This window comes from Haloarcula sp. DT43 (assembly GCF_037078405.1).
Taxonomy (GTDB): domain Archaea; phylum Halobacteriota; class Halobacteria; order Halobacteriales; family Haloarculaceae; genus Haloarcula; species Haloarcula brevis.
On the sequence record NZ_JAYMGZ010000007.1, the window covers coordinates 16180 to 43101 of the forward strand.

Here is a 26922-nt window from a genome sequence, read left to right on the forward strand (position 1 = left end):
CTTCTCTTTCAGAGTTCCGGGACTGCCAGGTGGAACTCCTGGTTTCTCGCTTCTAACAGACAGAGGTGAAACCCCTCCTTGCGCGAGAGGTTCACGAAGCTCTTCCGCTTGTCGCGGTTGAACAGTCCGCTGGAAGTGGCTTCCTCGGCGGTCTCGAGCGCCCCCGGCTCGAAGAAACTGCTCGTGACGAGAAACGCCGAGGCGAAGGACTTGGAGGCGTTGCCGACCCGCTCGGCGTTTCGAACGAGGTCCGACATCTGCCCCTCGGAGGCCGGTTCGCGCGAGTCGTTGATGTTCGCGACGACGAGGGGGTTCCCCATCCGGTCGCGGACGACCACGTCGAACCGCTCCTGAGAGCGGTTCTCCTGGCCGTCTTCCGTGTAGGTGACCGTGACGCTCCCGTTCAGTTCGGCGCGGTCGACGGCCGGGAGAGCCTCGTAGAGGTCTTTCATCGCACCCGCGTGCCCGGTGTCCCGGATTTCGTAGAGGAGGTTCCGGATGAGCCAGTTGACGAAGCGGTACTGGATGCTGTCCTCGAGGAACTCCTCGAAGGGCGTCCCGTCGACAGTCGCGCCCTCGGCTTCGAACTGCGTGTGGTACTCCAGCCTGAGGTTCGCCTCGACATCGTCGCGGCTCGCCTCGCCGTCCCTGGCCTCCTCCAGCGTCGCCTTGCCCTTCGAGTCGTACCTGACGAAGAGGTTCGTCCCGTTTATCGCCTCGCCGGCGCTTATTCGGGTCCCGTCGCTGGCGGTGTCGGTCTGTTCGTCGAGTCGTTCCTCCAGCCGTTCGATTTCGGCCCGCGCGTCAGCGAGTTCCGACTCCAGGCGGTCGCGCTCGTCCCGGAGGTCCTGGTTCGTGGCCTCCAGGTCCGCGAGGTCGGATTCGAGTTCCGACACCGTCTCGGCCCGCTGCTCCAGTTCGGATTCGAGTTCGGCGACGCGCTCGCTCTCAGGCGGTGCCGACTCGTCGCCGGCAGGCGCGGGTGGCCGGTCCGCCGTCGGCGACGCGTCTTGCGGTGCCGGTTCGGCCGTAGGACGGGGCTCCTGGGGCGACGACGGCTCCCGTGTGCCGGTTTCGGGCGACGGCGCCGGGTCGTCCTGTGCCGGCTGGTCGCGCCGTGGCGTCGATTGCTGGGTCCCCGTCGGCGCGGTCTGCGCGGCCGTCACGCTCGCAGTCTCACCGCCGTCGCCGGACTTGCCCGGGTCCAGCGACGGGACCGAGCGGGTTTCGAGGTCCGTCCCGGAACTATCCGACCCGGACTCCGGCGTCGCCGCGGACCCCTGGGAGGGGCGTGCCTCGGTGCTTCCGCTCGGCTCCGAATCGGGCCGTTCTGCCCGGCGGTCGGGCGCGTCCTCGCTCCGAGCCGGGGCGCTCCGGGCACTGGCCTGTCGCGTGTCCTGGGTCTGTGGCGGGTCCGTCGCCGGGCTCTCGGCCTTCGCGGCGGCGTCGCGCTCGGTGGTCTCCCGCTCGGCGGCGCTACGGTCTGGTTCCGACCGTGTCTCGGCGTCCGTGTCCGTCGCCGCCGTCGGCTCGGTCGCCTCGGCGTCCGGCTGGCGGTCCGCGCTCGGTTGGTCGTCCGGCTCGGAGCCTCGACCGGACCGGCCCGGGGCCGCACCGGCGGCTTTCGAGCCCGGCGGGCCGCCAGCCGCGGGGCCGCGGTCCGGCGTCGCTTCCGCCGTCGTCCGGGGTCCCTCGCTGTCGTCGGTTCCGGCGGCCTCGGCCGGTTCGGGGGACGGTTCCACCGGGTCGTCAGTGGGGGGGTCGTCCTGTGGTTCGTCCGACGCCGTCGCGTCTGTGGCGTCGGTCACACCGGCGTCAGCCGGTTCGTCGGCGACGGCGTCAGCGTCGGCAGCGTCGAGCGGGTCGACGCCGGCGGCCGCCGCGTCGGCCGACTGCTCGTCCGTGTCCGTCTCCGGCGGTTCCGGAATCTCGACGGGCTCTATGTCGACCGGCATGACCTCGTAGATGCCGACCTCGTCGTCGGCCGTCTCGAAGGCCTCGTCGTCGGTGAGCAGTTTGTCGGAGTTGCCGACCCAGGCGACGCTCATCGAGCGGCCCTGGTGGTAGACGGTGTAGTAATCGCCCGAGAGGACGTTTTCGGAGAGCTCGATGAAGCCGGTGAAGTTGCCATCCGACAGCGTCCTGTCGACCTCCGCGAGCGCCGTGTCTTCGGTGTAGTACTGTGCCTTGACCTCGTCGGCGCGCTCCTGCATCACCGCGAGCAGCGGTAGGGCCTCGTGTGGCGACCGCTTGGCCGTGCCCGACGCGTCCTCGAAGTCCTCGATGGTGCCGTCGAGGACGCCGACGACGGTCCCGTTCAACATGAACAGGCGCGTCGGACCCGCGATGACCGCGCCGGAGAACTCCTGTCCGGCGAGGTCCTGCAGGCCCGCGAACCCGCCGTCGAACGGAACCGACTCCCAGCCGTCGACCCGTTCGACCGTGCGTGTACTCATTACCCTCACCAAGCCGGATGGTGAACAAATAGTTTGTGCCCACGGGCGCGGTCCGATGGACATATCACGATTCGGCCGCAAGCCATTGTATGGCAGAGGAGCCGGGACTAAGCGACCAGTATCCGACCGCGAGTCCGTGGCCGCTGTTCGTCGCACTGGGACTGACACTGTCTGAAATCGGCGTGTTCGTCGGGCTCTTTCCGGTGGCCGTCTTCGGCCTGATACTGTTCGGCGGCAGCATCGCCGGCATTCTCACGGAGTCCGGGTACGCCGAACGGCCGTGGCCGACCCTGCTCGGCATCGGGGTCGTCCTCGTCGTTCTCGCTGCTGCATTTACAGTCTGGCAAGTCCCGGCCGCCGACATCGCGCTCTCGAACGTCGGGACCGGGCCCTTGCTCACACGGCTGGTGGCCGTCGCCGCTGCCGGTGCCGTGATGATTGCGATGGGCGGCGTCGCCTCGATAATGGAACAGACTGCGGCCTGAGTCCGTTCGACTCGGAAACCAACACTCTATTTACTGGCCTGTTCTAACGGGCAGGTATGGCACTGTTCGGGTTCGAAAAAGAGACCCTGCTCGACCTCACTGTGAACGTCATCCCGCTCGGGATTCTCTTCTTCTTCATCGTCGCGTTCGCCGCGTTTCCGGCGTTCGGGACCGACCCCGTCTTCTCCGGGATGCAGTTCGCGCTGATAATCTCGATGTTCCTGCTGCTCGCGGTCCTGACCTACTACGCGGGGAAGGCCGTCGAGAACGCCGAGAAGGAAAAGGGCGAACTCGGCCACGAGGACTGAGACGGACGCGTCGCCGCTCGCGACCGGCGACAGTGTAGCTTTTTTCAGGGTTTCTTAGGGTTTCAATGCCTACCGGGAGCCGTCTCGCCTCGACGCCGCCGCAGGAATCGACCCTTTGATAATGGCCGAGTCCTGAAAGGCGACTATGGTAGCAGGAGATATTGTGCTGACGGGGCTGATGGCCGTCCTCCTCGTCGGCGTCGCCGCGCTTCTCACCCGTGTCGAGAACTGGCGGTCGTACACGCCGCTCGCGGGTGGCGGGGCCGTCACGGGTGACGAGACGACCGTCATCAACCGTGAGAAGCCCGCAGGTATCATTCGCTGGCTAACAACCGTCGACCACAAAGACATCGGGCTGTTGTACGGGGTGTACGCGGTCATCGCCCTGGCCGTCGGTGGCATCATGGCGATGCTCATCCGCATTCAGCTGGTCACGCCCGCCGGAGCCATCCTGGGCAACAACGCCTACAACTCCATCCTGACGAGTCACGGCATCACGATGCTGTTCCTGTTCGGGACGCCCATCATCGCGGCGTTCGCGAACTACTTCATCCCGCTGCTCATCGGGGCCGACGACATGGCGTTCCCGCGTATCAACGCCATCGCGTTCTGGATACTCCCGCCCGCCGCGTTGCTCATCTGGGCCGGGTTCTTCCTCGCTCCGGTGACGGAGAACATGATCGAGCCGGCCCGCACGGCCTGGACGATGTACACGCCGCTGTCGGTCGAGCAGTCCAACCCCGGCGTCGACCTGATGCTGCTGGGGCTGCACCTCTCCGGTATCGGCGCGACGATGGGGGCGATTAACTTCATCGCGACCATCTTCACCGAGCGCGACGGCGAGGTAGACTGGGCGAACCTCGACATCTTCTCGTGGACCATCCTCACCCAGTCCGCGCTCATCCTGTTTGCCTTCCCGCTGCTTGGCAGCGCCATCGTGATGCTGCTGCTCGACCGGAACCTCCAGACGACGTTCTTCGCCGTCGAGGGCGGTGGCCCGCTGCTGTGGCAGCACCTGTTCTGGTTCTTCGGCCACCCCGAGGTGTACATCCTCGTCCTGCCGCCGATGGGACTGGTCAGCCTCATCCTGCCGAAGTTCTCCGGCCGGAAGCTGTTCGGCTTCAAGTTCGTCGTCTACTCGACGCTGGCCATCGGTGTCCTCTCCTTCGGCGTCTGGGCCCACCACATGTTCTCGACGGGCATGGACCCGCGGCTCCGGGCGTCGTTCATGGCCGTCTCGCTCGCGATTGCGATACCGAGCGCGGTCAAGACATTCAACTGGATAACGACGATGTGGAACGGCCGCCTGCGCCTGACGACGCCGATGCTGTTCTGTATCGGCTTCGTCTCGAACTTCATCATCGGGGGCGTCACCGGCGTGTTCCTCGCCTCCATCCCCGTGGACCTCATCCTCCACGACACCTACTACGTCGTGGGCCACTTCCACTACATCGTGATGGGCGCTATCGGCTTCGCGGCCTTCGCCGGCATCTACTACTGGTTCCCGGTGTTCACCGGCCGGATGTACCAGCGCACTCTCGGAAAGGCCCACTTCTGGCTCTCGATGGTCGGGACCAACGTCACGTTCTTCGCGATGCTCGCGCTGGGCTACCTGGGGATGCCCCGGCGCTACGCGACCTACCAGTTCGACGGTGCTATCGCGCCGCTGACGCAGGTGGCGACGTTCCACCAGGTGGCCACCGTCGGCGCGGTCATCCTGTTCGTCGGCCAGCTGTTCTTCGTCTGGAACATCGTCCAGTCCTGGCTCGAAGGCCCGAAAGTCGAGGACGGCGACCCGTGGAACCTGGAACGCGACGGCATGCTCGACCGTGAGTTCCAGTGGTTCGACGAACAGCTCGAAGCCGAGGAGCCCGAGAAGGACCCGTCGCTGCTCGCCGACGGCGGGCAGGAAGAAGACGGCTCGTAACTCCCGTTTCGGTCAGTCTGTTTCTGCGTTCGTTCTCCGACTCGCCATCCGGCTCTTAGCTCGCGCCGGAGACGAGCACCATCGCCGTGACGAACATCATGAGTGCGATTCCGGTGAGGACGAGAAACAGGAGTTCCTTCTGTGACATAGGGTCGCTACGGCGCGGAAGTGAAAAAGGCTAATCGTCTCCGAGCCGTTGTCAGGACATGAGCAACCGAGCCGAGGCTAGGTCCGGACAGCAAATCGTCCTTCGGCTGTACGTCGCTATCGTGATTCTCGCCGGCGTGATGGGGTTCGTGCTTGGGAGCATCCGGCCGGAGGACCTCCAGCCGGAACTGTTCGGCGTCATCGCGCTGCCGCCGACCCCGGTCGGCGTGGCCGTCTACGGGTTCGTCACCATCGCCGTCGTGCTCGGCGCGTTGCTCGGGCTCGTCGTGTACGTCTCTGGCCGAATTGACGACACGGCCGGGTCCTGATAGCGGTCACGCGACGCTCGCCGTCTCCTGATAGCTCCCGTATTCCGCCTCGAAGACGGCCATGATTTCGCCCATCGTGGCGTAGGCCTTCACCGCGTCGACGATGACCGGCATCACGTTCCCGCCGTCGTCGAGTACCGCCCGGAGGTCGGCGAGGGCCGCCTCGACGGCCTCGTCGTCGCGGTCGGCCTTGACCGCCGCGAGCCTGTCGCGCTGGCGCTCCTGGACGTCCTCGTCGACGGTCAGAATCTCGGGTTCGGTGTCCTCCGCGACGGTGTACTTGTTGACGCCGACCATGACCTCGGCCTCGCTCTCGACGCGTTGCTGGTACTCGTAGGCGGCGTCCTGAATCTCGCGCTGGAAGTAGCCGTCCCGAATCCCCCTGAGTACGCCGTCCCGAACGGAGCCGTCGCCGAGTTCGTCCCGCACGTGGGTGATGTACGCCATCGCCTGCTCCTCTATCTCGTCGGTCAGGGATTCGATTGCGAAACTGCCGCCCATCGGGTCGACGATGTCGGCGGCCCCCGACTCCTCGGCGATTATCTGCTGGGTCCGCAGGGCGACCCGCACCGCTTGCTCGGAGGGGAGGGCCAGCGCCTCGTCGAAACTGTTCGTGTGGAGGCTCTGGGTGCCGCCGAGCACGCCCGCGAGGGCCTGTATCGTCACGCGGACGACGTTGTTCAGCGGTTGCTGGGCGGTCAGCGACTGCCCGGCGGTCTGGGTGTGGAACTTCAGTTGCTTGCTCGCCGTGGCCTCTGCGCCGTACCAGTCGTCCATCACGCGGGCGTAGATGCGCCGGGCCGCGCGGAACTTCGCTATCTCCTCGAAGATGGAGTTGTGGGAGTTGAAGAAAAAGGACAGCTGTGGGGCGAAGTCGTCGACGTCCAGGCCCCGCTCCAGGCAGTCCTCGACGTAGGCGAACCCGTCCGCGAGCGTGAACGCCAGTTCCTGTACGGCGGTCGAACCGGCCTCCCGGATGTGGTACCCCGACACCGAGACGGGCTTGAACTTCGGCGTCTCCTGGCTGGCGAACTCGATGACGTCGGTGACCAGCTTCAGCGACGGCTCCGGGGGGATGACCCACTCCTTCTGTGCGATGAACTCCTTGAACATGTCGTTCTGGAGGGTCCCGCGGACCTCCTCGCGCGGGACGCCCTGCTGGTCGGCCAGCGCGATGTACATGGCGTAGACGACCGGCGCGCTGGGGTTGATGGTGAACGAGGTCGAGACCTCGTCGAGGTCGATGCCGTCGAACAGTCGCTCCATGTCCGCCAGCGTGTCGACGGCGACGCCCTCCTTGCCGACCTCGCCGTCGGCCATCACGTCGTCGGAGTCGATGCCCATCAGCGTCGGCATGTCGAAGGCCGTCGACAGCCCGGTCTGGCCCTCGTCGATGAGGTAGTGGAACCGCTCGTTGGTCTCGTCGGCGGTTCCGAAGCCGGCGAACTGCCGCATCGTCCACTGCCGGCCGCGGTACATCGTCGGGTAGACGCCGCGTGTGAACGGCTCCTCGCCGGGGAAGCCGATGTCCTCGTCGTAGTCGATATCGGCGACGTCGAGCGGCGTGTACAGCCGGTCGACGTCGAGGTTCGACACCGTCGAGAACTGCGACCTGCGCTCGCCGTAGGCGTCAAGAGCGGGGTCCAGCGTCTCCGACTCCCACTCGTCTTTCCGCTCGCGGATGCGTTGGAGGTCCGACTCGTCGAACATACTCCCGTATTTGTCATCATTTAGCAAGAAGGTTCGGGCGGTGTCGCGTGCGGCGGTCACGCGGCCCGGAGCTAGTCCTGCAGCCGTTCCGTCGTCTGGACGAGCGGGTGATGTGCGTAGTCGACGACCTCGATGTCGTCTATCGACTCCAGGTCAGAGTCGGCGGCCGTCTCGGCCATCCCGAGTTCGACCGTCTCGTCGAGGACGATGACGTAGGCGTCCATCTCGTCGATGTCGAGCCGCGCGGCGGCTTTGACGCGGTGGTGGCCGTCAGCAAGCAGGAGGTCCCCGCCGTTGTCGATGACGACGAGCGGTTCCGCCAGCCCGTGTTCCAGCTCGTACACTCGGCCTTCGAGTTCGTCGGCGTACACCGTCGTCTGTGTCGGCGTCAGATTGGCAAGCTCCACCTCGCGGCGGTCTTCGTGTGTCGTGATGCCGTGGATGTTTTCGAGCGTCCGGCTAAGCTTGTCCACCTTGCCCGGCGTCGCCCGCTCGATCTGTGAGCGGATGACGTCGGCGTTCGAGATGATACCGACGAGGTGGCCGGCGTCGTCGACGACCGGGAGCTTCTGGATGCCCGACCGCAGGATAACGCGCGCTGTGTCCTGAACGGCCATGTCGGGATGGGCCACGAGGATGTCGTCAGTCATCACGCGGAACATCGGCTCGTGGTCTTCCGCCAGGAGCAGGTCGCGCGCGCTGACGAACCCTTCGACGCGGCGGCCGTCAGTCACCGGAAACCCGCTGAAGTGGTCGTTGTCGGCGATACGTCGGGCGACCTCCCCGACAGTGTCGTCGAGTTCGACGGTGACAACCTCGCGTGTCATGTAGTCTCCGACCGTCGGTCGACTCGATTCCTCCATCGGCACTGAATTCTCGACCGACGGCAAAAAAGGCTCCCCCTACGACGGCTCGCTGTCGTCGGATTCGACGAGCGGCTCCGGGCTGTCTGTCGCCTGTGCCTCGCCGTCTGTCTGTTCGTCCCCGTCGGCTGCCCCCTCCGGCTCGTCGTCGCCGTTTTCCAGTCCCGTCACGTCGCCGTTCCAGTCCCCCGTGATGCCGTCGGTCGACTCCGCGGGGTCCTCGCTACCTTCGCTGATGGCCGTCGACTCGGTGAACGCGGCCACGTCGTAGTCAGAGCGTGCGTAGACGCGTCCGAGCAGGCGGTGGGACCGCGACTGGATGGCTTCGAGGAACCGGTCCGAGACGATGGAGCGGACGATTTCCTCCAGCGACTCCTCGCGTTCGTCGACGGTGTCCATCACGCCCAGGTCTATCTGTGCGCCCGCCATGTCGGCGTGGCCGCCGGCTGAGCCTATCTGCCCGAAGGCGTCCCGCAGCACCTCGCCGAGGTCGATGTCGGCCCCGCGAGCCCGCGCGGACGCGTAAATGGTCCCGTCGACGACGCCGTAGACCATCGTCGTCTGGACGCCTTCGAGGTCGAGCAGCCTGTCGGCCGCCTGCGCCAGCGCGTCCCGGTCGCTGATTTCGCCGACGCCGGTCAGGAGCACCGACCCCTCCTGGTCGCGGTTCGCAATCGCGCGGCCGATGACCGACAGCGTCTCCGGACTCACGCTCGGGTCCTCGATGCGCTGGAGCGTCGCCATGTCGGCGTCGGTGACGAGGTGTGCGGCGGCCTCGAAGTCCGCGACCGAGACCTCCCGGCGGAAGTCCTTCGTGTCGACCTGGATGCCGAACAGCAGACCGGTCGCGATGGGGGTCGAAAGCTTGACGTCGTACCGCTGGAGGTAGTCGACGAGCAGCGTACTCGTCGCCCCGACGCCGCTCCGGAGGTCGACGAACCGGGCCTCTATCGGGACGCGGGGCGGGTGGTGGTCGATGACGATGTCGATTTCGGTCTCGGGGGGGAGCTGGTCGTTGACGCCGGCCCTGGAGTGGTCGACCAGCGCGAACCCGTCGAACTCGGCCAGTTCCGCCGGCGAGTCGGCGTCGAGGTTCCGGAGGTCGAACTCGAGGAGGTTGACGAACGCCCGGTTCTCCTGGTGGGAAATCTCCCCGTAGTAGCAGACGGTCACCTCACAGCCGGCTCGCTCCGCCAGCGCGCCGAGGGCGACGGCGCTGGCAATGGCGTCCGGGTCGGGGTTGTCGTGCGTGACGACGGCGAGGTGGCCGTCGATGTCCCGAAGGACCTGGTGTAGCTGTCTGGCCCGCGTCCCCTCGTCGCCGACCGCCTGGACGACGTGGTCCGTGACGACTGCCTCCGGCGTGACCAGCCGGTCCGCCGCGGTGTCGAGTCGCGCGCGCTGGTCGGCCGTCGCGCCGCGGCCGGCGTAGGCGAGCAGGAACGCGTCGGGAAAACACTCGCGTGCGGCCGTCGCCGCCTCGGCGTTTCGCTCGGGGTCCTCGCTGGCGACGACGACGCTCTCGGGGCGAACGTCCAGCCCGCCGAGGACGGCCGGGTCGGTCTGGTCGGCCTCGAAGACGTTGATGCCGTCCGCCCGGAGCGTTTCGGCGCGGTGCTCGTCCTGTGTCACGACCGCCAGGTCGCCGCGGTCGTCGCTAATCGCGTCGAGAAGGTCCGCGGCGGTCGGGCCGAGTCCGAGCACCAGCCGAGAAAGCATACCGTGGAGTCAGCGCTGGAGCGTCTAAAAACCCGTCACTTCAGCCGTTCCTGCAGAAACGACGGATGCGCGGCGGTAACGCCGTCGAGCGCGAGAATCTTGTCCTCGATGACGTCGGCCAGCGAGTCCCCGTCTATCGCCCGGACCTCCGCCATCAGCATGTGGTCGCCGCTCGACGTGTACAGTTCCTCCATCTCCGGGATGTCCTTGAGGTTCCGGGTGGCCTCGACGTAGCAGTCGCTCGCCACGTCGATGCCGACGAGGGCAATCGACTGCCCCGCAAGCTTCTTCGGGTCGACGTCGGCCGAGTAGCCGACGATGACGCCCTCCTCTTCGAGCTTCTGGATGTACTTCCGAACCGTCGGTTTCGATACGTCGGCACGCTCCGCGATTTCTGCGTACGAGGCCTGTGCGTCCTCTTCGAGGACCGACAGGATTCGACGCTCCGTGGACTCGGCACTCATGGACTATTCTTTTCGGTGCATGAAAAAATATCTTCCGAACCAGAAACCCACGTTCGGGGGGTATCCGCGGAGTTACTTGTGGTGTTCGAGGAGGTTGTCGTAGGTCCGCTCCCACTCGGCGTCCTCGTCGAAGTACCGCTCCGCGAGCGGTTCCTCGGGCATCTCGCCGATGGCGCGTTTCTCCTGTCCGTAGGAGGGGCGCTCGTCCTCGACGTACATCCGGCCGGTCAGCACTTCGCCCTCGTAGAGGCGCTCCTCGGTCTTTCGCATCATCTCGGCGGCTTCCGCCCGGTCCGAGACGTCGAAGTCGAACTCGTCGGACTGCTGGACGTCCGTGTACGGGACGTAGTGTTTCGCGTCCTTGTTCCAGGTCGGACACTGGGTCAGGAAGTCGATGTGCGCGAAGCCGTCGTGTTCGATGGCCTCGGCGATGATTTCCTTGGCCTGGTTCGGGTTCACGGCGGCGGTTCGGGCGATGTAGGTCGCGCCGGCGTTGAGCTGCTGGGACAGGGGCCGAATCGGCGACTTCGCCGACCCGTGGGGCTGTGTCTTGGACTTGTGGCCCTTCGGCGACGTCGGCGACGTCTGGCCCTTGGTCAGCCCGAAAATCTCGTTGTTGAACACGATGTAGGTCATGTCGTGGTTCTCACGGGCCGTGTGGATGGTGTGGTTCCCGCCGATACCGTAGCCGTCGCCGTCCCCGCCGGCCGCGATGACTTCGAGGTTGGGGTTGGCGAGCTTCGCGGCCCGGGCGACGGGCAGCGAGCGGCCGTGGATGGTGTGGAAGCCGTAGCTGTTGAAGTAGCTGTTGAGCTTGCCCGAACAGCCGATGCCGGTGAACAGCGCGACCTCGTCGGGGTTCTTGCCGACTTCCGGCATGGCCTGCTTGAGCGCCTTGAGGACGCCGAAGTCGCCACAGCCCGGACACCAGGTCGCCTGCGGTTCGATGCCGGGTGTGAACTCGTCTCGGTCTATCTCTCGTTCCTCGCCGATTGCGCTGAATGCACTCATAGGTTAGTCACCTGCCGCAGGTACGTACTTCATGTTGCTCGCGGCGAGTTCCTCGCCGTCGATGCTGGACTCGAACCCGTCGACGATTTCGGCGGGCTCGAAGGGGTTGCCGTTGTACTTCAGGAGACTCGACATCTTGTCGCCGTACTTGCCGAGTTCCTTCTGGGTCAGGCCGCGGAACTGCGCCGTGGCGTTCATCTCGACGACGAGCGCTTCGTCGACTGATTCGAGCCACTCGGAGACTTCCTCCTTCGGGTACGGTGCCATGTCGGAGACGCCGAGCGCCTTCACGGAGTGGCCGTTCTCGTTGAGGCGGTCGACGGCCTCGAAGACGGTCCCCTGCTGGCTGCCCCACACGAGGATGCCGTGGTCGGCGTCCTCGGGTCCGTGGTAAGTCTGGTGGGACGTGTTCTCGTCCAGGTCGGCCCGGATGTCGTCGAGCTTGTTCAGCCGACGGTTCATCTGGGCGATGCGGTTCTCGGGGTCCTCGCTGATGTGGCCCGACGGGTTGTGCTCGTTGCCCGTCGCGAGGAAGCGACCGTCCTTCTGGCCCGGCACGGAGCGCGGGCTGACGTTCGAGCCGTCCTCCGGCTCGTGGAGGAACCGCTGGAACTTCCCGGAGGAGTGGTGTGCCGCGTCCTGAATCTCCGCTTCGGTGAGGACCGACCCGGGGTCGGCGTTTGGTTCCTCGTCGAAGTGGCTTGCCGGGAGGTTCCGGAGCTCGCCCTGTATCTTCTGGTCGTAGATGACGATGGCCGGAATCTGGTACTCGTAGGCGATGCGGAACGCTGAGCGGGTCTGGGTGTAACACTCGCGGATGTTCGCCGGCGCGAACACGACGCGGGCGGAGTCGCCCTGTGACGTGTACAGGACGTGTTCGAGGTCGGCCTGCTCGGGCTTGGTCGGCATCCCCGTCGAGGGGCCGGCCCGCATCGCTTCGACCAGCACGATAGGCGTCTCGGTCATCTCCGCCAGTCCGAGCGGTTCGGACATCAGCGCGAAGCCACCGCCGGAGGACCCGGACATGGCCTTCACGCCGGCGTGGGACGCACCGAGCGCCAGCGCGGCGGCCGCGATTTCGTCCTCGACCTGCTCGGAGATGCCGCCGAACTCGGGCAGGTGTTGGGACATGATGGTGAACACGTCGGTCCACGGTGTCATGGGATACCCCGAGATGAAGCGACAGCCCTCGTCGATTGCGCCGTAGGAGATGGCGTTCGAGCCCGAGAGGATGACCTGCTCCTCGTCGTGGGAGCCCTCGGGGACCTCGATGTCGTGGTCGATGTCGAGTTCGCTCGCGGCTTCGTAGGCGTCGTGCAGGACGTTGAGGTTCGCCTCCTGCATGTCGCCGCTCATGTTCTGCTTGATGAGCTTCTCGAACTCGTCGGTGCTGATGTCGAGGATGGCCGCGGTCGCGCCGATACCGGCCGTATTCCGCATAATCTCGCGACCGTGCTCCTTGGCGATGCCGCGGAGGTCCATCGGGACGACGTGCCAGTCGTTCTCCTCGGCGGCCTCCTCGAGACCGATTTCGTCGACGTCCTCGTCGTCGAGCAGCCCCTCGTCGTACAGCAGGACGCCGCCCTCGCGGAGGTCGTCGAAGTTCTCGTACAGCGGTTTCAGCTCCTCTTTGCCGTAGTAGGCCTCTTCCTGTGGGTTCCGGGCGAAGGAGTCACCCAGGGCAAGCAGGAAGTTGTAGCCGTCCCCGCGGGACTGTACCGGCTCGTCTTTCGCACGTACCTCGACGTACGTGTGGCCGCCACGGATACGCGACGGGTAGTGACGATGTGTGAACACGTTCAGCCCCGACCACATCAAGGCCTTCGCGAAGTTCTGGCTTGTCGAGTCGATTCCGTCACCGGAACCTCCGGCGATTCGCCAGATTAGTTCGTTGTCTGTCATTGTGAAATCCTCGGCCCCAGCTCTGGTGCCGTACCAGTCCGTTGGGGGGCCATGACTAAAGATTTTCCACTATATCACCACTCATTAATCGTTATCTTTCGCCTCAGGACCTCAGGTTGCCGTTTTCGAACTGACGAATCGTCGCTATTTGCACGTATTCTGACGGCTGTGTTATATATCACGATGACACGTGTCGCCGTCGATTCCCCGCACGTGTTCCCCCGCCCGCAACGACTAACACAGTGACTACCGATGTACAGTCGAGGATGTCGTTAACGGAACTCATCGCCGGCGTCGAGGACCACCGAAAGACGCTGACTATCTTCAACGCCGGGCCGAAAGCGGCCGAAGACCTCCGCGAGCGCTTCGCGGACCGCAACGTCCGCGTCCAGACCGAGCAGACCGAGAGCGGGCGGCCGGGGGAGTTCATCACTCTCAGCGACGACGGGGAGGTCATCGCGGCCGCGAGCCTCGACTCGTTTACCGACTCGCTCGACGAGGGACGACAGTACATCACGAGGGAGAACAGCCCGTACGCGTCGATTCTCGACCACCTCGACGAGACGATGTTCACCTCGTGGTCCATCCAGCGGATGACCGCCGCGTCGCGCGAGATAGAGGACCGCGCGTGGCGGGTGGGCCAGGGGGCCCTCCACGCTGGCTTCCAGACGCTCTCGACCCTGCAGGGCGAACTCGACCTCTACGAGCGGCTGGGCGAGACCGACGTGGACGTCCACGCCTACGCCGTCCCCGACATCGAACCGCCCGAGCACAGCACCTTCTCGCTGCACCTGGAGCGGTCCGACGAAATCGCCGACTCGTGGTTCGTCGTGTTCGACGGCGGCGGCGACCCGACCCAGAAGTGCGCCCTGCTGGCGGAAGAGCGCGAGCCACGCGAGTTCTACGGCTTCTGGACCTACGACGAGTCGACGGTCGACTGGATTGTCGACTATCTGGAGGAGACGTACGGCTACCTCGAACAGTGAACGCTCCCTCCGACCCGGCTCTCGCGGCCCCGACGACGGTTCGCGTCCCGGTCGCTCCCAAGTAACGACATGTCCTCCAGCGAACCCCGACAGTTCCGTATCGAGGAGACCGGAGCGCGGGTCAACGGTCTCGAACTGGAGTTGCACCTGTTTTTCGGCGTCTGGGCCGTCGTCGAGCGCGGCGAGGACCGGTGGGTCGTGGCCACCGACGACGGCGAGCGCCGGACGCTCGTCGCAGTCTCCGACTGAACGCAGCGGACCGCGAATCAGGCTCCGGTTCCAGCCACGTTCTCGAACACTGCGGGGTCGTGGCCCAGCAGCACCTCGGCCCCCGTGGCGCGCTGGCGGTCTCGGCACCGCTCCAGGCTCTCCTTCCAGGCACCGTTGTTCCACAGGAGGCTCGTCGCCATCGGCTGGCCGGCGTAGTTCGCCTCGACGTACGCTTCGTCGCCGACGACCAGCAGCGGCTGTTCCGGGCGGTCGATGAAGGCGCCCATGAGACCCGGCGTGTGTCCGGGGAGGTGCAGCAGTTCGATGCCGTCTGCGAGGTGGTAGCTGTCGCCGTGGACGATTTCCCAGTTCAGGTCGCGGTCGAAGTCGCTGGCCAGATAGGCGATAGAGCCCTCGTCCGTGTTCGCGCTGTAGTACGCGTACGGGAGTTCTTTGCGGTGGACGTAGATTGGAACGTCCGTTCCCGCGAAGTTGTGCAGGCCGCCGGCGTGGTCCAGGTGCAGGTGGCTCATCACGACGGCGTCGACGTCGTCGACGCTGTAGCCCGCCGCTTCGAGGTCGGTCGACAGGGCGTGGTCGGCGGCGTCGACGTGTGCGAACGCTTCGTACAGCGGCGTCGGCCAGTACCCGTCCCCGGCCTCCGGATGGGAGCCGGTGTCCCAGAGGACAGTCAGGTCCGGCGTCTCCACGACGAGGTTCCAGACGACGTAGGTCTCGTAGTCGTGTTCCGGGTCGCGGTCGGACGCCGTCGCGACGCTGTGGCCGTCGACGACGAAGTTCCGGTCGGCCCGTACGCGGCCACGGTCGAGCAGTGTCACTGTGAGGTCGTCCATGCGATAGCTACGGGCCGTGCGAAGGTAAAGAACGGTGCCGAACCGCGCCCTCGACGTGCTTCCCTTCGTGTTGTAGTGGACCTACAGCCGGTTGCCACGGTAACGCGGGTCTCGTCCCGGGTCAGCGGCGATTCCCTTTATATTGGAGCCAGCAGGAATAGCGGTGCACCCACACACACCACCCTGCAAGTGTTCTGGGCGTTCTCGGGGGAGGGGGTGGGGAGGGGCACTTTCCCCAGAGCGAACTTAAATGAACGGACACTGGTGGAGAGGAACTGCCTCTCAGTGGAGTAGATATGGGCTTAGAGCGGTGAAAAGACGAATAGATGCGGCTAGACCTGATAATAGAGCTCATCACGGTTCGGTGACTAGCAGCAATAAGTTCATATACCATAAAATATAAAAACAAAATCTAGATTGACAGTCGAGTCAAAACGGACGGGACGAAATCACAGGACTGAAGTGGTATAACTCAGGATTAGCTGTAGCGGCCCGCTCGTGCCCGTTCTCCGGAGCGGTTCGAGAAACACTTGCAGGGTGGTGTGTGACTGCACGGCGCGAAAACACTTGAAACACTTGCACGGTGGTCACTGGTTTTATATACGGTCACTCGAAAGGTGGGGGTACGATGGTCGACGTGAACGAGAACCCGTTCGACGGGACTGACGCGATCTTCGAACGCAAGCAGCCACTGAAGAAGGACACGTTCACGCCGGACACTATCTTCCACCGCGACGAGGAAATCGAGTTCTACATCAACGCCCTTCAGGACGTCATCGTCGGCCACGACCCGAACAACGTCTTCGTGTACGGTCCGACCGGTGTCGGGAAGACCGCCGTTACGAAGTGGGTCCGGGACAAGCTCGAAGAGAAGGCCGAGGCCGAGGACATCCCCCTCACCGTCATCGGGCCGATTAACTGCCGGAACTACCGGTCGGCGTATGCGCTGGTCAACACGCTCGTCAACGAGTTCCGTGACCCGGAGAACCAGCTCCCGGAGAGCGGCTACAGCACCGACAGCGTCTTCGAGTTCCTCTACGAGGAAATCGAAGCCGTCGGCGGGAACGTGCTTATCATCCTGGACGAAATCGACAACATCCCAGCGGACGCACGGAACGACTTCCTCTACGAACTGCCGCGGGCCGAAGCCAACGAGAACACGCCCATCACCGACGCGAAGGTCGGGCTCATCGGCATCTCGAACGACCTCAAGTTCGTCGACGTGCTGGAGCCGAAGGTGAAATCGACGCTTGGGGAGCGGGAAATCAAGTTCGGCCCGTACGACGCGACCGAACTCCGCGATATTCTGGGCTACTACGCGGACATCGCCTTCCGGGAGGACGTTCTCGGCGAAGACGTCGTCCCGCTGGCGGCGGCCTTCTCGGCGCAGGAACGCGGCGACGTTCGCCAGGGGCTCCGCATTCTCGAAAAGGCCGGGGAGTACGCGCGGATGGAGGGGGCAGACGGCGTGACGGAGGCACACACGCGGCGAGCGACGGACACTATCGAGACCGACGAACTCCTCGATTACTTCGAACACGACCTGAGTTCACAGCAGGCGCTGACGTATCTCGCGACGACGCTGGCGCTCATCGAACCGAAACACGAGGCCTCGACGAAGCGAATCTACAACCTCTACTCCTCGATTGCGGAGTCCAGCGGCCGCCGGGTGAAATCCGAGCGCAAGATATACGAGTTCCTCGACCAGCTCTCGATGCAGGGGCTGGTCCGCTCTGCCGAGCGGAACCTCGGCCGGAAAGGGGGGCGCAAGTACATCTACGAGGTCACGGACGACCCGACGGACATCATCAACGCCGCGCTGCAGTCCTCCTACAGCGACGCCGTGCCGAGCAACGTCAACGGGATTCTCGAACACTATCTCGAGGACGAGGCGACCGAGTTCGAGGCCCCGGACACCACCGACGACGAGCAACAGAACCTCTGGCAGTTCACGTAGCCACCCCTCCCCCGCGAACCCCGAGAACACTTGCACGGTGGTGTGTGTGTGTCCAGCGACGAGTGCTCCCTCGCGCGGTCCAGAACAGTTGCAGGGTGGTGTGTACCCATGAACGGTCGCAGAGACGGGGCAACAGCGGACGGTCACGCCGGGTCCACCACGTATGGCGCGGAGAACACTTGCAGACCGGTGTACCCGTCCGGTCTCGGCGGCCGGACACCCCGCTTCGAAAACACTTGCAGGGTGGTGTCGACGCCGATTCGACGGTGAAAACGCCCAGCACGCGCGCTCGGAACACTTGCAGGGTGGTGTGAACCCCGTTCGTGAAACACTTGCAGGGCGGTGTGTGAGACACCAGCCAGCCGAGTCGCGCTGTGAGATGTCCGTAGCACGGTGATCCCGGGCGCTCTGGCCGCACGCGAACACTTGTAGGGTGGTGTCTGAACACGCGTACACCGTTCTGGGCCGACTGCAGCCGAACCCGGAACACTCGCAGGGTGGTGAGAGAACACTCGTACGGTGGTGTCCCGACCCCGGGAACGCCGGGACTCCGTGGCGGCTGTCCCGCCGGCCTGTGCAGGCAGTCCGGTCTCGGCCCCGTCGCCGTGGTCGACCCGTTCGGCCCGAAGAACACTCGCAGGGTGGTGTTCCCCCGAAAAACCGGCCTGTAGCCCGGGTGGGGAACGGACCCGAGGGGACCGCGTCGTTATTTCGGCGCCTGGTTGTAGATGAGGTTCCGCTGGATGTCGTTTGCGCCCTCGTAGATGACCGGAATCCGGACGTCCCGGTACACGCGGGAAATCCGGTTCTCCGTCAGCACGGACCGGCCGCCGTGGAGTTGCATCCCCTTCTCCGCGCAGTCCATGGCGGCCTCGGTCGCTTTCGTCTTCGCCAGCGCGGCCCAGTAGCCGGCGTTCTCCTGATTGGCGACGCGTTCGGCGGCGTGCCAGGTGAGCGTCCGGGCCGACTGGAGGCCCAGTTGCATGTCGGCCAGCTTGTGCTGGACCGCCTGGAACTCGTCGACGGTCCTCCCGAAGGCCTCGCGGTCGTGGACGAACTCCCAGGCCTCCTCGATGGCCGCCGCGGCGAGACCGATGCCGTGGCCGCCGACGACGACGCGCCCGTGGTTGAAGAACTCCGCGAGCATGTAGAAGCCGGCCCCCTCGACGCCGACGAGGTTCTCCTCCGGAATCCGGCAGTCGTCGAGCACGATGTGTGCCTGCTTGGACGCCCGGAAGCCCATCTTCTCGGGGATGTGCTCGGCGTGGTAGCCGTCGGCGTCCGTCGGGACGATGAACATCGAGTAGTTCCCGTAGCGGTCGTTCGGGTCGTCGCCGGTCTTCGCGTACAGCGTCACCCAGTCGGCCTCGACGCCGTTGCCTATCCAGTACTTCTCGCCGTTGATGACCCACTCGTCGCCGTCCTTCTCGGCGGCCGTGGTCATCCCGGCGAGGTCGCTCCCGGTCTCCGGTTCGGAGACGGCCAGGCCAGTGAGCTGCTCGCCCGCGGCGACGGGCCGGAGGAACTCCTCTTTCTGCCACTCGTCGCCGTGGTCCTCGACGATTTCCGCGCCGAAACTGGCCAGCTGGAGCGTCAGCGCGATGCCCGCGTCGGCCCTGTACAGCTCTTCGGCCATCGCCAGCATCTGCTGGAGGTCGTAGCCGCTCCCGCCCCACTCCTCGCCGATGTCTTGAGCGACGAGGCCGGCCTCCGTGGCCGCTTCGAGTACCTCCCAGGGGTACTCCCCGGACGCGTAGTACTCGCCGGCGACCGGCTCGATGTGCTCCGCGGCGAACTCCCGGGCGTCCGCCTTGACCTCGCGTGCGTGCTCCGGAACGAGCTTCTCCGACAGTAGGTCCATGGGAACTGTCATGGTTTGTGTACTCATATACTCCGTGGAACTCTGCCAAACCCCGTTGTAGTTGTTTCCGATAAAATCCTGATAATCGGCCAGCACGCTTTTTGGTGACTGTGGCCTTCCACGGACATGAACCGCCGAGACTACCTGCTCGCCGGAGCCAGCCTCGGAACCGCCGGGCTCGCGGGCTGTTCGTTTCTCGCCGCGGCCGAAACACCGCCGCCGGACGTTCCGACACAGCGCCTCGAGGAGGGCGGCTGGACGCAGACGAACCAGTCCTCGGAGACGGTGTTCGACCGCAGCTACGGCCCGGTGTCGGTCGAGGCCGTCTCCAGTACGGTCCAGTACGCCGACGAACAGCTACGGGAGCGCGTCGCGGACCGGACCCTCGACCAGGTCCAGACCGCCCTCTCCGTATTTTTCGCCACGCGAGTGGACTTCAGTCCGAATCTGGACAACCTCCCCGGCGGCGTGGGCCGCGAGGAACTGCTGACGGAAGTCCGGACGAACGCCCGCGATAGCTTCGAACAGCAGATGGAAGCCCAGGGCCTGACCGACATCGAGAAGACCGGCGAGGGAACCGTCGACATCGACACCGGCGAGACGGCCGAGACAGTGGAACTGTCGGCCGTCTACCCGTTCGAGGGGATTTCCTTCGACGTGACCGAATCGGAGGCCGTCGAGATACCCGCGAGCGACATCGACATCTCGGCGATGTTCGCCGTCTGGCACCACGGCGACTTCGTTCTCATCTCCGGGGGCGCGTACCCGGCACAGGACTTCGAACAGGCCGTCGAGAACTCCCTGAGCGACGGCATCACGGTCACCGTCAACGTCGACCTCGGCCTGGAGCCGGACACCTACCGCTCCGAAGTCCGGGACCTGGTCACCGGCGTCCAGTGACCGGTCACTCCGGGGCGGCGTCGTCGGGGACGCGCCCCTCGACGAGCGACTCGTCGGCGTACTCGTCCCGAAGCGCCTTCTTGTCGAACTTCCCGGTCGCCGTCTTCGGGACCTCGTCGATGGTGATGAAGTTGTCCGGTACCCACCACTTGGGGTAGGAGTCGAGGATGTGGTCCCGGAGTTCCGCGGCCAGCGCGTCTTCGTCGGCGTCGGCCGCCGGCACAATCATCGCCAGCGGCCGCTCCTGCCAGCGCTCGTGTGGGACGCCGATGACCGCCGCCTCGTTGACGCCGTCGTGGGCTATCAGCTCGTTTTCCAGTTCGAGCGAGGATATCCACTCCCCGCCGCTCTTGATGACGTCTTTCGCGCGGTCGACTATCTTGATGTAGCCGTCCTCGTCGACGGACACCACGTCACCGGTCTTCAGGTAGCCGTCCTCGAACTCCTGCTCGTTCGCCTCGGGCCGCTTGAAGTACTCCGTGGTCACCCACGGGCCGCGGACGCACAGTTCGCCGAAGTCCTCGCCGTTGTGCGGGACCTCGTTGCCGTTGTCGTCGACGACGCGGAACTCGAGGCCCGGCGAGATGAGTCCCTGTTTCGCACGCTTGTCCAGCTGGGTCTGGTAGTCGGCGTCCTGCAGGTCGCTGCGCAGGGTCGCCACCGCGCCGACAGGGGTCGTCTCGGTCATCCCCCAGGCGTGGACGAGCTCCACGCCGTGGTCGTCGAAGAAGCGAATCATCGCCTCGGGCGCGGCACTGCCGCCCACGATGAGGCGTTCGAGCGAGGAGAGGTCCACGTCGTATTCCTTGATGTACTCCATCAGCCCCAGCCAGACGGTCGGGACGCCGGCGGTGACAGTGACGTTCTCCTCCTCGATGAGCGTCGCGAGGTCCGCCGGCTCGGGCTGTGGGCCGGGGTAGACGTGCTTGGCCCCGCCGGCGGTCGCCGAGAACGGGAGCCCCCACGCGTTGACGTGGAACATCGGGACGACCGGCATCACGACGTCGTCGTCGTCGAGGGGAATCCCCTGCGGCGACTGAATCGCCATCGTGTGGCTCCAGAGCATCTGCTGGGTGTACTCGACGCCCTTCGGGCGGCCGGTCGTGCCGGACGTGTAGCAGAGGCCCGCCGGCCGCTCCTCCTCGAGTTCGGGCCAGTCGTACTCCGTCGGCTGGTCGGCGATGAACGACTCGTAGGCGACGGCGTCGAGGTCCGTCTCGGGAACGGATTCGCTCATCACGACGAACCGCTCCACCGAGTCGAAGGAGTCTGGGTCGTCGGCGGCGGCCCCCTCCAGTTTCGGCAGGAGCGACTCGTCGACGAAGACGAGCCGGTCCTGCGCGTTGTCGACGATGTACTGGATGTGTTCGTCGGGCAGGAGCGGATTGATGGTGTGGAGCTGCGCACCGATTCCGGGGACGCCGAAGTACGTCTCGAAGTGCCGGCTGTGGTTCCAGCAGAACGTCCCGAGCCGTTCGCCGTCGCCGTAGCCGGCCTCGTCGAGCGCGTTCGCCAGCTGTGCCGTCCGTTCGGCGTACTCGGCGTAGTCGTGCCGGACGACTCCTTCGTGAGTGCGTGAGACGACCTCTGTGTCGGGATACAGTGTCTCTGCACGCCACAGGAACGGTCGGAGCGTCTGCGGGCTTCCTCCTGGCATACCACCACGCAAGGGCCCCCGGTACAAGAAACTCTGTTAAATCTTTGATGAAGGAAAAGCAGTTCATCCGCGCCGTCCGTCCGGTCTCGTCGGCTGTCCTACACTTCGATTTCCTGCATCAGGTCGACAAGCTCCTCCAGTTCCGGGAACGTGTACACCTTCACGTTGATGTCGGACTCCAGGGCGTGGACGCGGGAGTCGAACATCAGCGCCATCTCGTTGTCCCGGTCGCCGACGAGCTGGTCGACCATTCCACTCCCGGGGCCGAAGGTGAAGCTCGGCGTCGAGATGTCGATGGTCGTATCGAGGACGTTCGCCCAGCCGTCGATGAAGCCGCTGGTCATGATGTTCCCGATTTCCTGAATCGCCGACCGCTCCATGTCGGTGAAGCCGCTGGCGTTGGGGTCAGTCTCGCCCATGTCGCCTATCATCCCGGTGGCGAGGTCCTTCGCGCTTTCGGCGTTGAACAGGAACAGGATGTGCCCGTGGGGCTTCTCGACCATCTCGATACTGATACCGATTTGCTTCTCGTCGCCGACGTGTGTCTTGATATCCGGAATGTCGATGAAGTTGATTTTCGTTATCTCCATCTCCGTCTCCATCCCCGTCATCTGGCTGAGGTGGTTCGCGACCGTGTTACCGCCCTGTTTAGCCATCTGATTGAACAACCCGAGCTTCCGAATATCTATCATCAGACTCATTCGTTAGGACCAGCGTTAGCGCTCAGTTGTGGGGCCTCCCACATAAGCTATGCACCCGCATTTTCGTCAGCGAGAATCGGAGCGGTCCGCGGAACTGTTCGGGCGTGTCGATGCCACACTCGTCGACGGTGAATCACTCGACGCGGACGCTCACGGCGACGCCCTCGCCGAGGGGCAACAGCCCGGTCTCGAACGCCGGGTCGCCGCCGACGCGGTCGAGATACGCGGCGATGCCGCGGCTCGTCTCGTTGGCATCGACGTCGTCGCCGGCAAGCAGCGCCCGCACGTCCTCGAACTCCAGCGGCCCGGCCGCTATCATGTTGTCGGCGACGACGGCCCCGCCGACCGGCACCTTCGACCGGACCGCCTCGAAGGCCTCGACGTACCGGTGTTTCTCGTTGTCGATGAGCACCACGTCGAACGGGCCGTCGTAGCGGTCGACGGTCTCGATTGCGTCCCCGTGTTCGAAGGTGGCCCGGTCGGCGAACCCGCCGCGGTCGAGGAACTCGCGGGCCTCGTCCAGTTCGTCGGCGTCGACTTCGGTCAGGACTAGCTGTCCGTCGTCGCCGACGGCGGGGGCCATCCAGTACGCCGAGTAGCCAAAGCCCGACCCGAACTCGAAGACCCGGTCGGCGTCGACCATCCGGGCGACGAGGCGGAGCCAGCCGCCGACGGCGGGACCGACCGTCGGGAACCCCTCCAGGTCGGCCTTGGCGTCCATCTCCTCGATGACCGGGTCGCTTTCCGGCGCTATCGTGCGGGCGAACTGCTCTGTGATCGCCGGGAGCGGCGTCTCGTCCATGCCAGGCTATGCCGACAGCGGCCACATAAATGGTCGGGCGCGACTACCCGAGTTCGAGGCGCTCGACGTACCGGATGACCGACTCCAGGGCGGGATTGGGGTAGTACTCGACGGTGTTGTCCGCCGACTCGTAGGAGAGAATCCCGAGGTCGTCCAGTCGGGGCAGGTGATTGTGCGCCAGCGACACGCCCACCTGGTCGCGCGACTGGGGCGTCTCCCTGGCCGGGATGGCCTTCTCGCGTTCGTAGACGCGCTCGACGAGTTCGTCCAGCGTCATCTCGTTTTCCGACCGGTCTTTCAGGTGATACAGGAGGCTGCGCCGCCGCGGGGCGGAAATCAGTTCGAGCACCTGGTCGAACGAGTAGGGAATCGGAATCGTCTCGGGCTGTTCCGGGTCGCCCTTGCCGACGCCGCCGGGCGGGGTGACGGTGTTCCGGAACGTCGGCGTCTCCCCCTCGTCGGCGTTCGCCGCGGCCGTGACGGTCCAGCCGTGGTCCGGGAGGTACTCGTACACCACGTCGTACAGCGGCCGGAACATCTCGACCGTCTCCTCCGTGTGGGCCTCCGGGTCCATGTGGTGGTGGCTCTTGACGTCCATCTCGGCGCACTGCCGGTTCAGCGCGGTCACCAGCGTGATGACGCGGTCGCGCTCCCAACACTCCAGCAGCCCGGTCAGCGAGTGCAGGCACAGAAGCAGCGGGGTGTCTGCCCCCTCCAGCCGGCCGAGGTGGCGCGAGACGGTCGCGCCGATGTCTATGGGCTCGACGGTCTCGGGGAGGGTGTCGAGCGTCAGCGAGGGGAACGCGCCCGAGGCCGCCGCCTGCGAGTTCGCCGGGAGCGAGCTGCCGGCGTCGACGATTATCGCCTCCTCGGGCATCTCGTCGTCGAGGTGCTGTTGCCACAGCGAGAGGCGGGAATCGGGCGACTCCGACACCGTGACACAGATGGCTTTCGACTCACTGACGCCCTGATCGGTAAAGAATCCGGCACACCCTTCCCGTTCGGCGTCGCTCGAATCGGGCGCCAGCATCAGCACGGACCCGGCCTCGCCGAGAGGCCGGTCCCCAGTCCCGCTCCCGGAGTTCATTGCGTATTGTATCGTATCAGGAACCATAAAGCTACCAACAAATAAGGGTTGCCTTAGTGTTCAGCATCGTGCGACAGTGGGGCGTGACGCCACGACGGCCCACGGCCGCGCACCCGTGGTACTCGGTGCGCGTCTCAATCCCGAGTCCGAGGCTTTTTGCGAGGTTACGGCGAAGCGCCGACCATGCCTATCATGTCGAGTGGCGACTTCTCTATCCACGTCGCAGAGTGCGACGAGTTCGACGACGGGATGCCGATAAGCTCGTTCCCCGACGAGGTCACCTCCATCGACGACCTCGACTGCGAGTGCTGGAGCGGGTTCGACTCGCTCGACGAGGTGTAGCCGTCCGGAGCGCGGCCGTCGCCCCCGGCGGGACGTGCTCCCGGCGGCGCGCCTCAGAGCTTGTCGACGTCCCGGGCCGCCTCGGCCTGGTCGCGCACGGCCTCGAGCGTTGCGTCCGGGCCGGTCGCGGCCACTGCCGCGTTGACCGCCCCCTCCAGGACGGGCGCGTCCGCTATCACGGCCTCAATATCGCTCAGTTCGATAGCCACCTCGGCGTTCATGACGGCGCTGCCCAGGTCGACCAGGACGACGACGCCGTCCCCGTCGTCCGCGACGGCGAGGGCCGCCTCGATGTCGTCGGGAACGGTCCCGATTCCGCCGTCACCGTCACCACCGACCGGTTCGATGTTCGTCTCCCCCGCCATCTCCGCGGCGACCTCGGCGATTCCCGTCGCGGCAGTGTGGCTGTGGGACACGACGACGAGCCCCACCATTACTCCTCGCTCGCCTCCGCGTCGGGCACCGTCGGGGAACTGGCGTCGGCCGACGGAGCTTCCCTGTCGAGGTGGGCCGTCGCCGTCGCCAGCAGTTCCTCCATGACGTACAGCGTACTCGTCGCCCCCGGGTCCTGGTGACCGACCGACCGCCAGCCGAGATACGACGCCCGCCCCTTCGACGCCCGGATTGGGACGGTGAACGCCACGCCCCGTTCGGCCGCCGCGACGGCCTTCGCGAGCGCGTCGAGCGGGGGCAGGTCGTCCGTCTCGACGGACTTCTTGAACGTGTGGACCGCCGGGACGAGCGCGTCGACCATCGTCTTGTCGCCGACCCTGGCGTCGCCGCGGTCCTGTACCTTCTCCAGGTACGTCTCCGCGAAGGCGACGGCCGATTCGGCGGTGAGACCGTCGGTCAGTTCCGCGCTGGCGAACACCAGCGAGCCGCCGTACAGCGGCCCCGACGCCCCGCCGACCTCCGACAGCAGTGTCTTGCCGGCGGTCTTGACCACTGTCTCGATGTCGGGGTCTTCGAGGTCTGCGACCGCCTCGGCCGCCGCCTGCCACCCGCGGGCCATGTTCCCGCCGTGGTCGGCGTCGCCGATGGCGGAGTCGAGGTCGGTGAGCCGCTCGCGCTCGGCCTCGATACGCTCCGCGACGTTCTCGACGGCCGTCACGGCGGCTTCCGCGTCGCTGTCCGGACTCATCGGACTGTCAGGGCCGGCGTCTCGGCCGGCGCACTCAGCAGTTCCTTCAGTTCGTCGTCGACCGCACAGACCGTAATCGAACAGCCCGCCATGTCCAGCGAGGTCATGTAGTCCCCCACCCACGCGTCCCACGTCTCGATATCGCGCTCGCCGAGGCGCTCCTGCAGGCGTCGGTTGACGACGAACAGCTCCATCTGTGGCGTCCCGCCCATCCCGTTGACGATGGTGACGACCGCCTGCCCGGAGTCTAGTTCGAGGTCTTCGAAGACGGCGTCGGTGAGTTCGTCGGTAATCTCGTCGGCCGACATCGTCCCCGTCCGCTCGACGCCCGGCTCGCCGTGGATGCCGATGCCGAGCTCTATCTCGTCGTCGCCCAGGTCGAACGTGGGCTCGCCCTTCTCGGGGGTGACACAGGAGGTGAGGGCCATCCCCATGGTTCCGACGTTGTCGACGACCTTCTGTGCGACCCGCTGGACTTCGTCCAGGCTCGCTCCTTCGGCGGCCTTCGCACCGGCGGCCTTGTGGACGAGAATCGTCCCGCAGACGCCGCGGCGGCCGCTCGTGTACAGCGAGTCCTCGACGGCCACGTCGTCGTCGACTACCACCTCGGCCACCGCCGTGCCCTCCATCTCGGCCATCTCCCCAGCCGTCTCGAAGTTCATCACGTCGCCCTCGTAGTTCTTGACGACCAGCAGGACGCCCGCGCCGCTGTCGCAGGCGTCTATCATCGCTTCGAGTTCGTCGGCCGTCGGGGAGGTGAACACTTCCCCGGCCGCCGCGCCGTCGAGCATCCCCTCGCCGAGGTAGCCGGCGTGTGTCGGCTCGTGGCCGCTGCCCCCGCCACTGACGACGGCGACCTCACCGTCGACTGGCGCGTCGTCCCGGACCAGCACCTGCGTGCCGGGCAACCGACGAACCGTGTCCGGGTACGCCGCGACCATCCCGTCGAGCATCTCGTCGACCACCGTCTCCGCGTCGTTGATGAGCTTCTTCATGGTCCATGTTGACGAATGACTCACCGTCGCATAAAAGTACTCGTAGAGCCGACTGTCTGGCCGAAAAACACGTCCGTCCGCGTTCACGGGCCACCGCGCCAGCGATAC

At 65.6% G+C, this 26922-nt stretch carries 25 protein-coding genes; 9 read left to right on the forward strand and 16 right to left on the reverse strand.

What is annotated here, in order from left to right:
* Nucleotides 1-8: 8 nt before the first annotated feature.
* Entirely contained in the window at nucleotides 9-2456 is a 2448-nt protein-coding gene (locus VI123_RS18740) for a DUF7527 domain-containing protein (protein ID WP_336339596.1), read from the reverse strand.
* A gap of 89 nt (nucleotides 2457-2545) precedes the next feature.
* On the opposite strand from VI123_RS18740, the gene VI123_RS18745 reads away from it, so the two are divergent.
* From VI123_RS18745 to VI123_RS18760, 4 genes are all read left to right on the forward strand, one after another.
* The gene (locus VI123_RS18745) at nucleotides 2546-2941 is read left to right on the forward strand and encodes a DUF7541 family protein (protein ID WP_336339597.1); all 396 of its coding nucleotides are present in this window, start codon (nucleotides 2546-2548) and stop codon (nucleotides 2939-2941) included.
* A 56-nt stretch (nucleotides 2942-2997) separates the two neighbouring features.
* Entirely contained in the window at nucleotides 2998-3249 is a 252-nt protein-coding gene (locus VI123_RS18750; RefSeq protein WP_336339598.1) for a DUF6684 family protein, read from the forward strand.
* 145 nt (nucleotides 3250-3394) lie between these two features.
* Nucleotides 3395-5176 carry a cytochrome c oxidase subunit I gene (ctaD, locus tag VI123_RS18755; RefSeq protein WP_336339599.1) on the forward strand — a complete coding sequence of 594 codons (1782 nt, stop codon included), beginning with the start codon at nucleotides 3395-3397 and terminating at the stop codon, nucleotides 5174-5176.
* A 206-nt stretch (nucleotides 5177-5382) separates the two neighbouring features.
* Nucleotides 5383-5652, forward strand: coding sequence for a DUF7520 family protein (locus VI123_RS18760; protein WP_336339600.1), 270 nt, complete (start codon nucleotides 5383-5385; stop codon nucleotides 5650-5652).
* Nucleotides 5653-5658: 6 nt separating this feature from the next.
* Here the strand turns inward: VI123_RS18760 and VI123_RS18765 are convergent, their stop codons facing one another.
* From VI123_RS18765 to VI123_RS18790, 6 genes are all read right to left on the reverse strand, one after another.
* Nucleotides 5659-7362, reverse strand: a complete 1704-nt coding sequence (locus VI123_RS18765; RefSeq protein ID WP_336339601.1) for a methylmalonyl-CoA mutase family protein — start codon at nucleotides 7360-7362, stop codon at nucleotides 5659-5661.
* Between the two features lie 71 nt (nucleotides 7363-7433).
* Nucleotides 7434-8225: a CBS pair associated ParBc domain-containing protein gene (locus VI123_RS18770; RefSeq protein ID WP_336339602.1), complete on the reverse strand. Its 792-nt coding sequence runs from the start codon at nucleotides 8223-8225 to the stop codon at nucleotides 7434-7436.
* A gap of 39 nt (nucleotides 8226-8264) precedes the next feature.
* On the reverse strand, nucleotides 8265-9944 hold the full coding sequence (locus VI123_RS18775) for a DHH family phosphoesterase (RefSeq protein ID WP_336339603.1): 1680 nt from the start codon (nucleotides 9942-9944) through the stop codon (nucleotides 8265-8267).
* Between the two features lie 35 nt (nucleotides 9945-9979).
* Nucleotides 9980-10408, reverse strand: a complete 429-nt coding sequence (lrpA1, locus tag VI123_RS18780) for an HTH-type transcriptional regulator LrpA1 (RefSeq protein WP_336339604.1) — start codon at nucleotides 10406-10408, stop codon at nucleotides 9980-9982.
* Nucleotides 10409-10480: 72 nt separating this feature from the next.
* Nucleotides 10481-11419, reverse strand: a complete 939-nt coding sequence (locus tag VI123_RS18785; protein ID WP_336339605.1) for a thiamine pyrophosphate-dependent enzyme — start codon at nucleotides 11417-11419, stop codon at nucleotides 10481-10483.
* Between the two features lie 3 nt (nucleotides 11420-11422).
* Nucleotides 11423-13321, reverse strand: coding sequence for a 2-oxoacid:acceptor oxidoreductase subunit alpha (locus VI123_RS18790; protein ID WP_336339606.1), 1899 nt, complete (start codon nucleotides 13319-13321; stop codon nucleotides 11423-11425).
* 266 nt (nucleotides 13322-13587) lie between these two features.
* Here VI123_RS18790 and VI123_RS18795 point away from each other — a divergent pair, with 266 nt between their 5' ends.
* Both VI123_RS18795 and VI123_RS18800 read left to right on the forward strand, forming a co-directional pair.
* Nucleotides 13588-14307, forward strand: a complete 720-nt coding sequence (locus VI123_RS18795; RefSeq protein ID WP_336339607.1) for a DICT sensory domain-containing protein — start codon at nucleotides 13588-13590, stop codon at nucleotides 14305-14307.
* A 69-nt stretch (nucleotides 14308-14376) separates the two neighbouring features.
* Nucleotides 14377-14556 (forward strand): hypothetical protein, encoded by a 180-nt coding sequence (locus VI123_RS18800; RefSeq protein ID WP_336339608.1) that lies wholly within the window; start codon nucleotides 14377-14379, stop codon nucleotides 14554-14556.
* 17 nt (nucleotides 14557-14573) lie between these two features.
* On the opposite strand, the gene VI123_RS18805 is transcribed toward VI123_RS18800, so the two are convergent.
* The gene (locus VI123_RS18805) at nucleotides 14574-15371 is read right to left on the reverse strand and encodes an N-acyl homoserine lactonase family protein (RefSeq protein ID WP_336339609.1); all 798 of its coding nucleotides are present in this window, start codon (nucleotides 15369-15371) and stop codon (nucleotides 14574-14576) included.
* 628 nt (nucleotides 15372-15999) lie between these two features.
* On the opposite strand from VI123_RS18805, the gene VI123_RS18810 reads away from it, so the two are divergent.
* Nucleotides 16000-17328: a Cdc6/Cdc18 family protein gene (locus VI123_RS18810; protein ID WP_336339610.1), complete on the forward strand. Its 1329-nt coding sequence runs from the start codon at nucleotides 16000-16002 to the stop codon at nucleotides 17326-17328.
* Nucleotides 17329-18034: 706 nt separating this feature from the next.
* On the opposite strand, the gene VI123_RS18815 is transcribed toward VI123_RS18810, so the two are convergent.
* Nucleotides 18035-19189 carry an acyl-CoA dehydrogenase family protein gene (locus tag VI123_RS18815; protein WP_336339611.1) on the reverse strand — a complete coding sequence of 385 codons (1155 nt, stop codon included), beginning with the start codon at nucleotides 19187-19189 and terminating at the stop codon, nucleotides 18035-18037.
* 126 nt (nucleotides 19190-19315) lie between these two features.
* Between VI123_RS18815 and VI123_RS18820 the strand changes: the two genes are divergently transcribed.
* Nucleotides 19316-20089: a hypothetical protein gene (locus VI123_RS18820; RefSeq protein WP_336339612.1), complete on the forward strand. Its 774-nt coding sequence runs from the start codon at nucleotides 19316-19318 to the stop codon at nucleotides 20087-20089.
* Between the two features lie 4 nt (nucleotides 20090-20093).
* On the opposite strand, the gene VI123_RS18825 is transcribed toward VI123_RS18820, so the two are convergent.
* From VI123_RS18825 to VI123_RS18840, 4 genes are all read right to left on the reverse strand, one after another.
* Entirely contained in the window at nucleotides 20094-21746 is a 1653-nt protein-coding gene (locus VI123_RS18825) for a long-chain fatty acid--CoA ligase (protein ID WP_336339613.1), read from the reverse strand.
* A gap of 98 nt (nucleotides 21747-21844) precedes the next feature.
* A complete protein-coding gene (locus VI123_RS18830; protein WP_336339614.1) occupies nucleotides 21845-22447 on the reverse strand; it encodes a chemotaxis protein CheC in 603 nt (200 codons plus the stop codon).
* A 133-nt stretch (nucleotides 22448-22580) separates the two neighbouring features.
* Nucleotides 22581-23249 carry an O-methyltransferase gene (locus VI123_RS18835; protein WP_336339615.1) on the reverse strand — a complete coding sequence of 223 codons (669 nt, stop codon included), beginning with the start codon at nucleotides 23247-23249 and terminating at the stop codon, nucleotides 22581-22583.
* A 43-nt stretch (nucleotides 23250-23292) separates the two neighbouring features.
* Nucleotides 23293-24336: a DUF7504 family protein gene (locus tag VI123_RS18840; protein WP_336339616.1), complete on the reverse strand. Its 1044-nt coding sequence runs from the start codon at nucleotides 24334-24336 to the stop codon at nucleotides 23293-23295.
* A 183-nt stretch (nucleotides 24337-24519) separates the two neighbouring features.
* Here VI123_RS18840 and VI123_RS18845 point away from each other — a divergent pair, with 183 nt between their 5' ends.
* On the forward strand, nucleotides 24520-24678 hold the full coding sequence (locus VI123_RS18845; protein ID WP_336339617.1) for a hypothetical protein: 159 nt from the start codon (nucleotides 24520-24522) through the stop codon (nucleotides 24676-24678).
* 53 nt (nucleotides 24679-24731) lie between these two features.
* Here the strand turns inward: VI123_RS18845 and dhaM are convergent, their stop codons facing one another.
* From dhaM to dhaK, 3 genes are read right to left on the reverse strand one after another with little or no spacing between them, the layout of a single operon-like run.
* Nucleotides 24732-25112, reverse strand: coding sequence for a dihydroxyacetone kinase phosphoryl donor subunit DhaM (dhaM, locus tag VI123_RS18850; RefSeq protein WP_336339618.1), 381 nt, complete (start codon nucleotides 25110-25112; stop codon nucleotides 24732-24734).
* Nucleotides 25112-25819: a dihydroxyacetone kinase subunit DhaL gene (gene dhaL / locus VI123_RS18855; protein ID WP_336339619.1), complete on the reverse strand. Its 708-nt coding sequence runs from the start codon at nucleotides 25817-25819 to the stop codon at nucleotides 25112-25114. The genes dhaM and dhaL overlap by 1 nt, the downstream gene beginning before the upstream one ends.
* Nucleotides 25816-26814 carry a dihydroxyacetone kinase subunit DhaK gene (gene dhaK / locus VI123_RS18860; RefSeq protein WP_336339620.1) on the reverse strand — a complete coding sequence of 333 codons (999 nt, stop codon included), beginning with the start codon at nucleotides 26812-26814 and terminating at the stop codon, nucleotides 25816-25818. The genes dhaL and dhaK overlap by 4 nt, the downstream gene beginning before the upstream one ends.
* Between the last annotated feature and the right edge of the window lie 108 nt (nucleotides 26815-26922).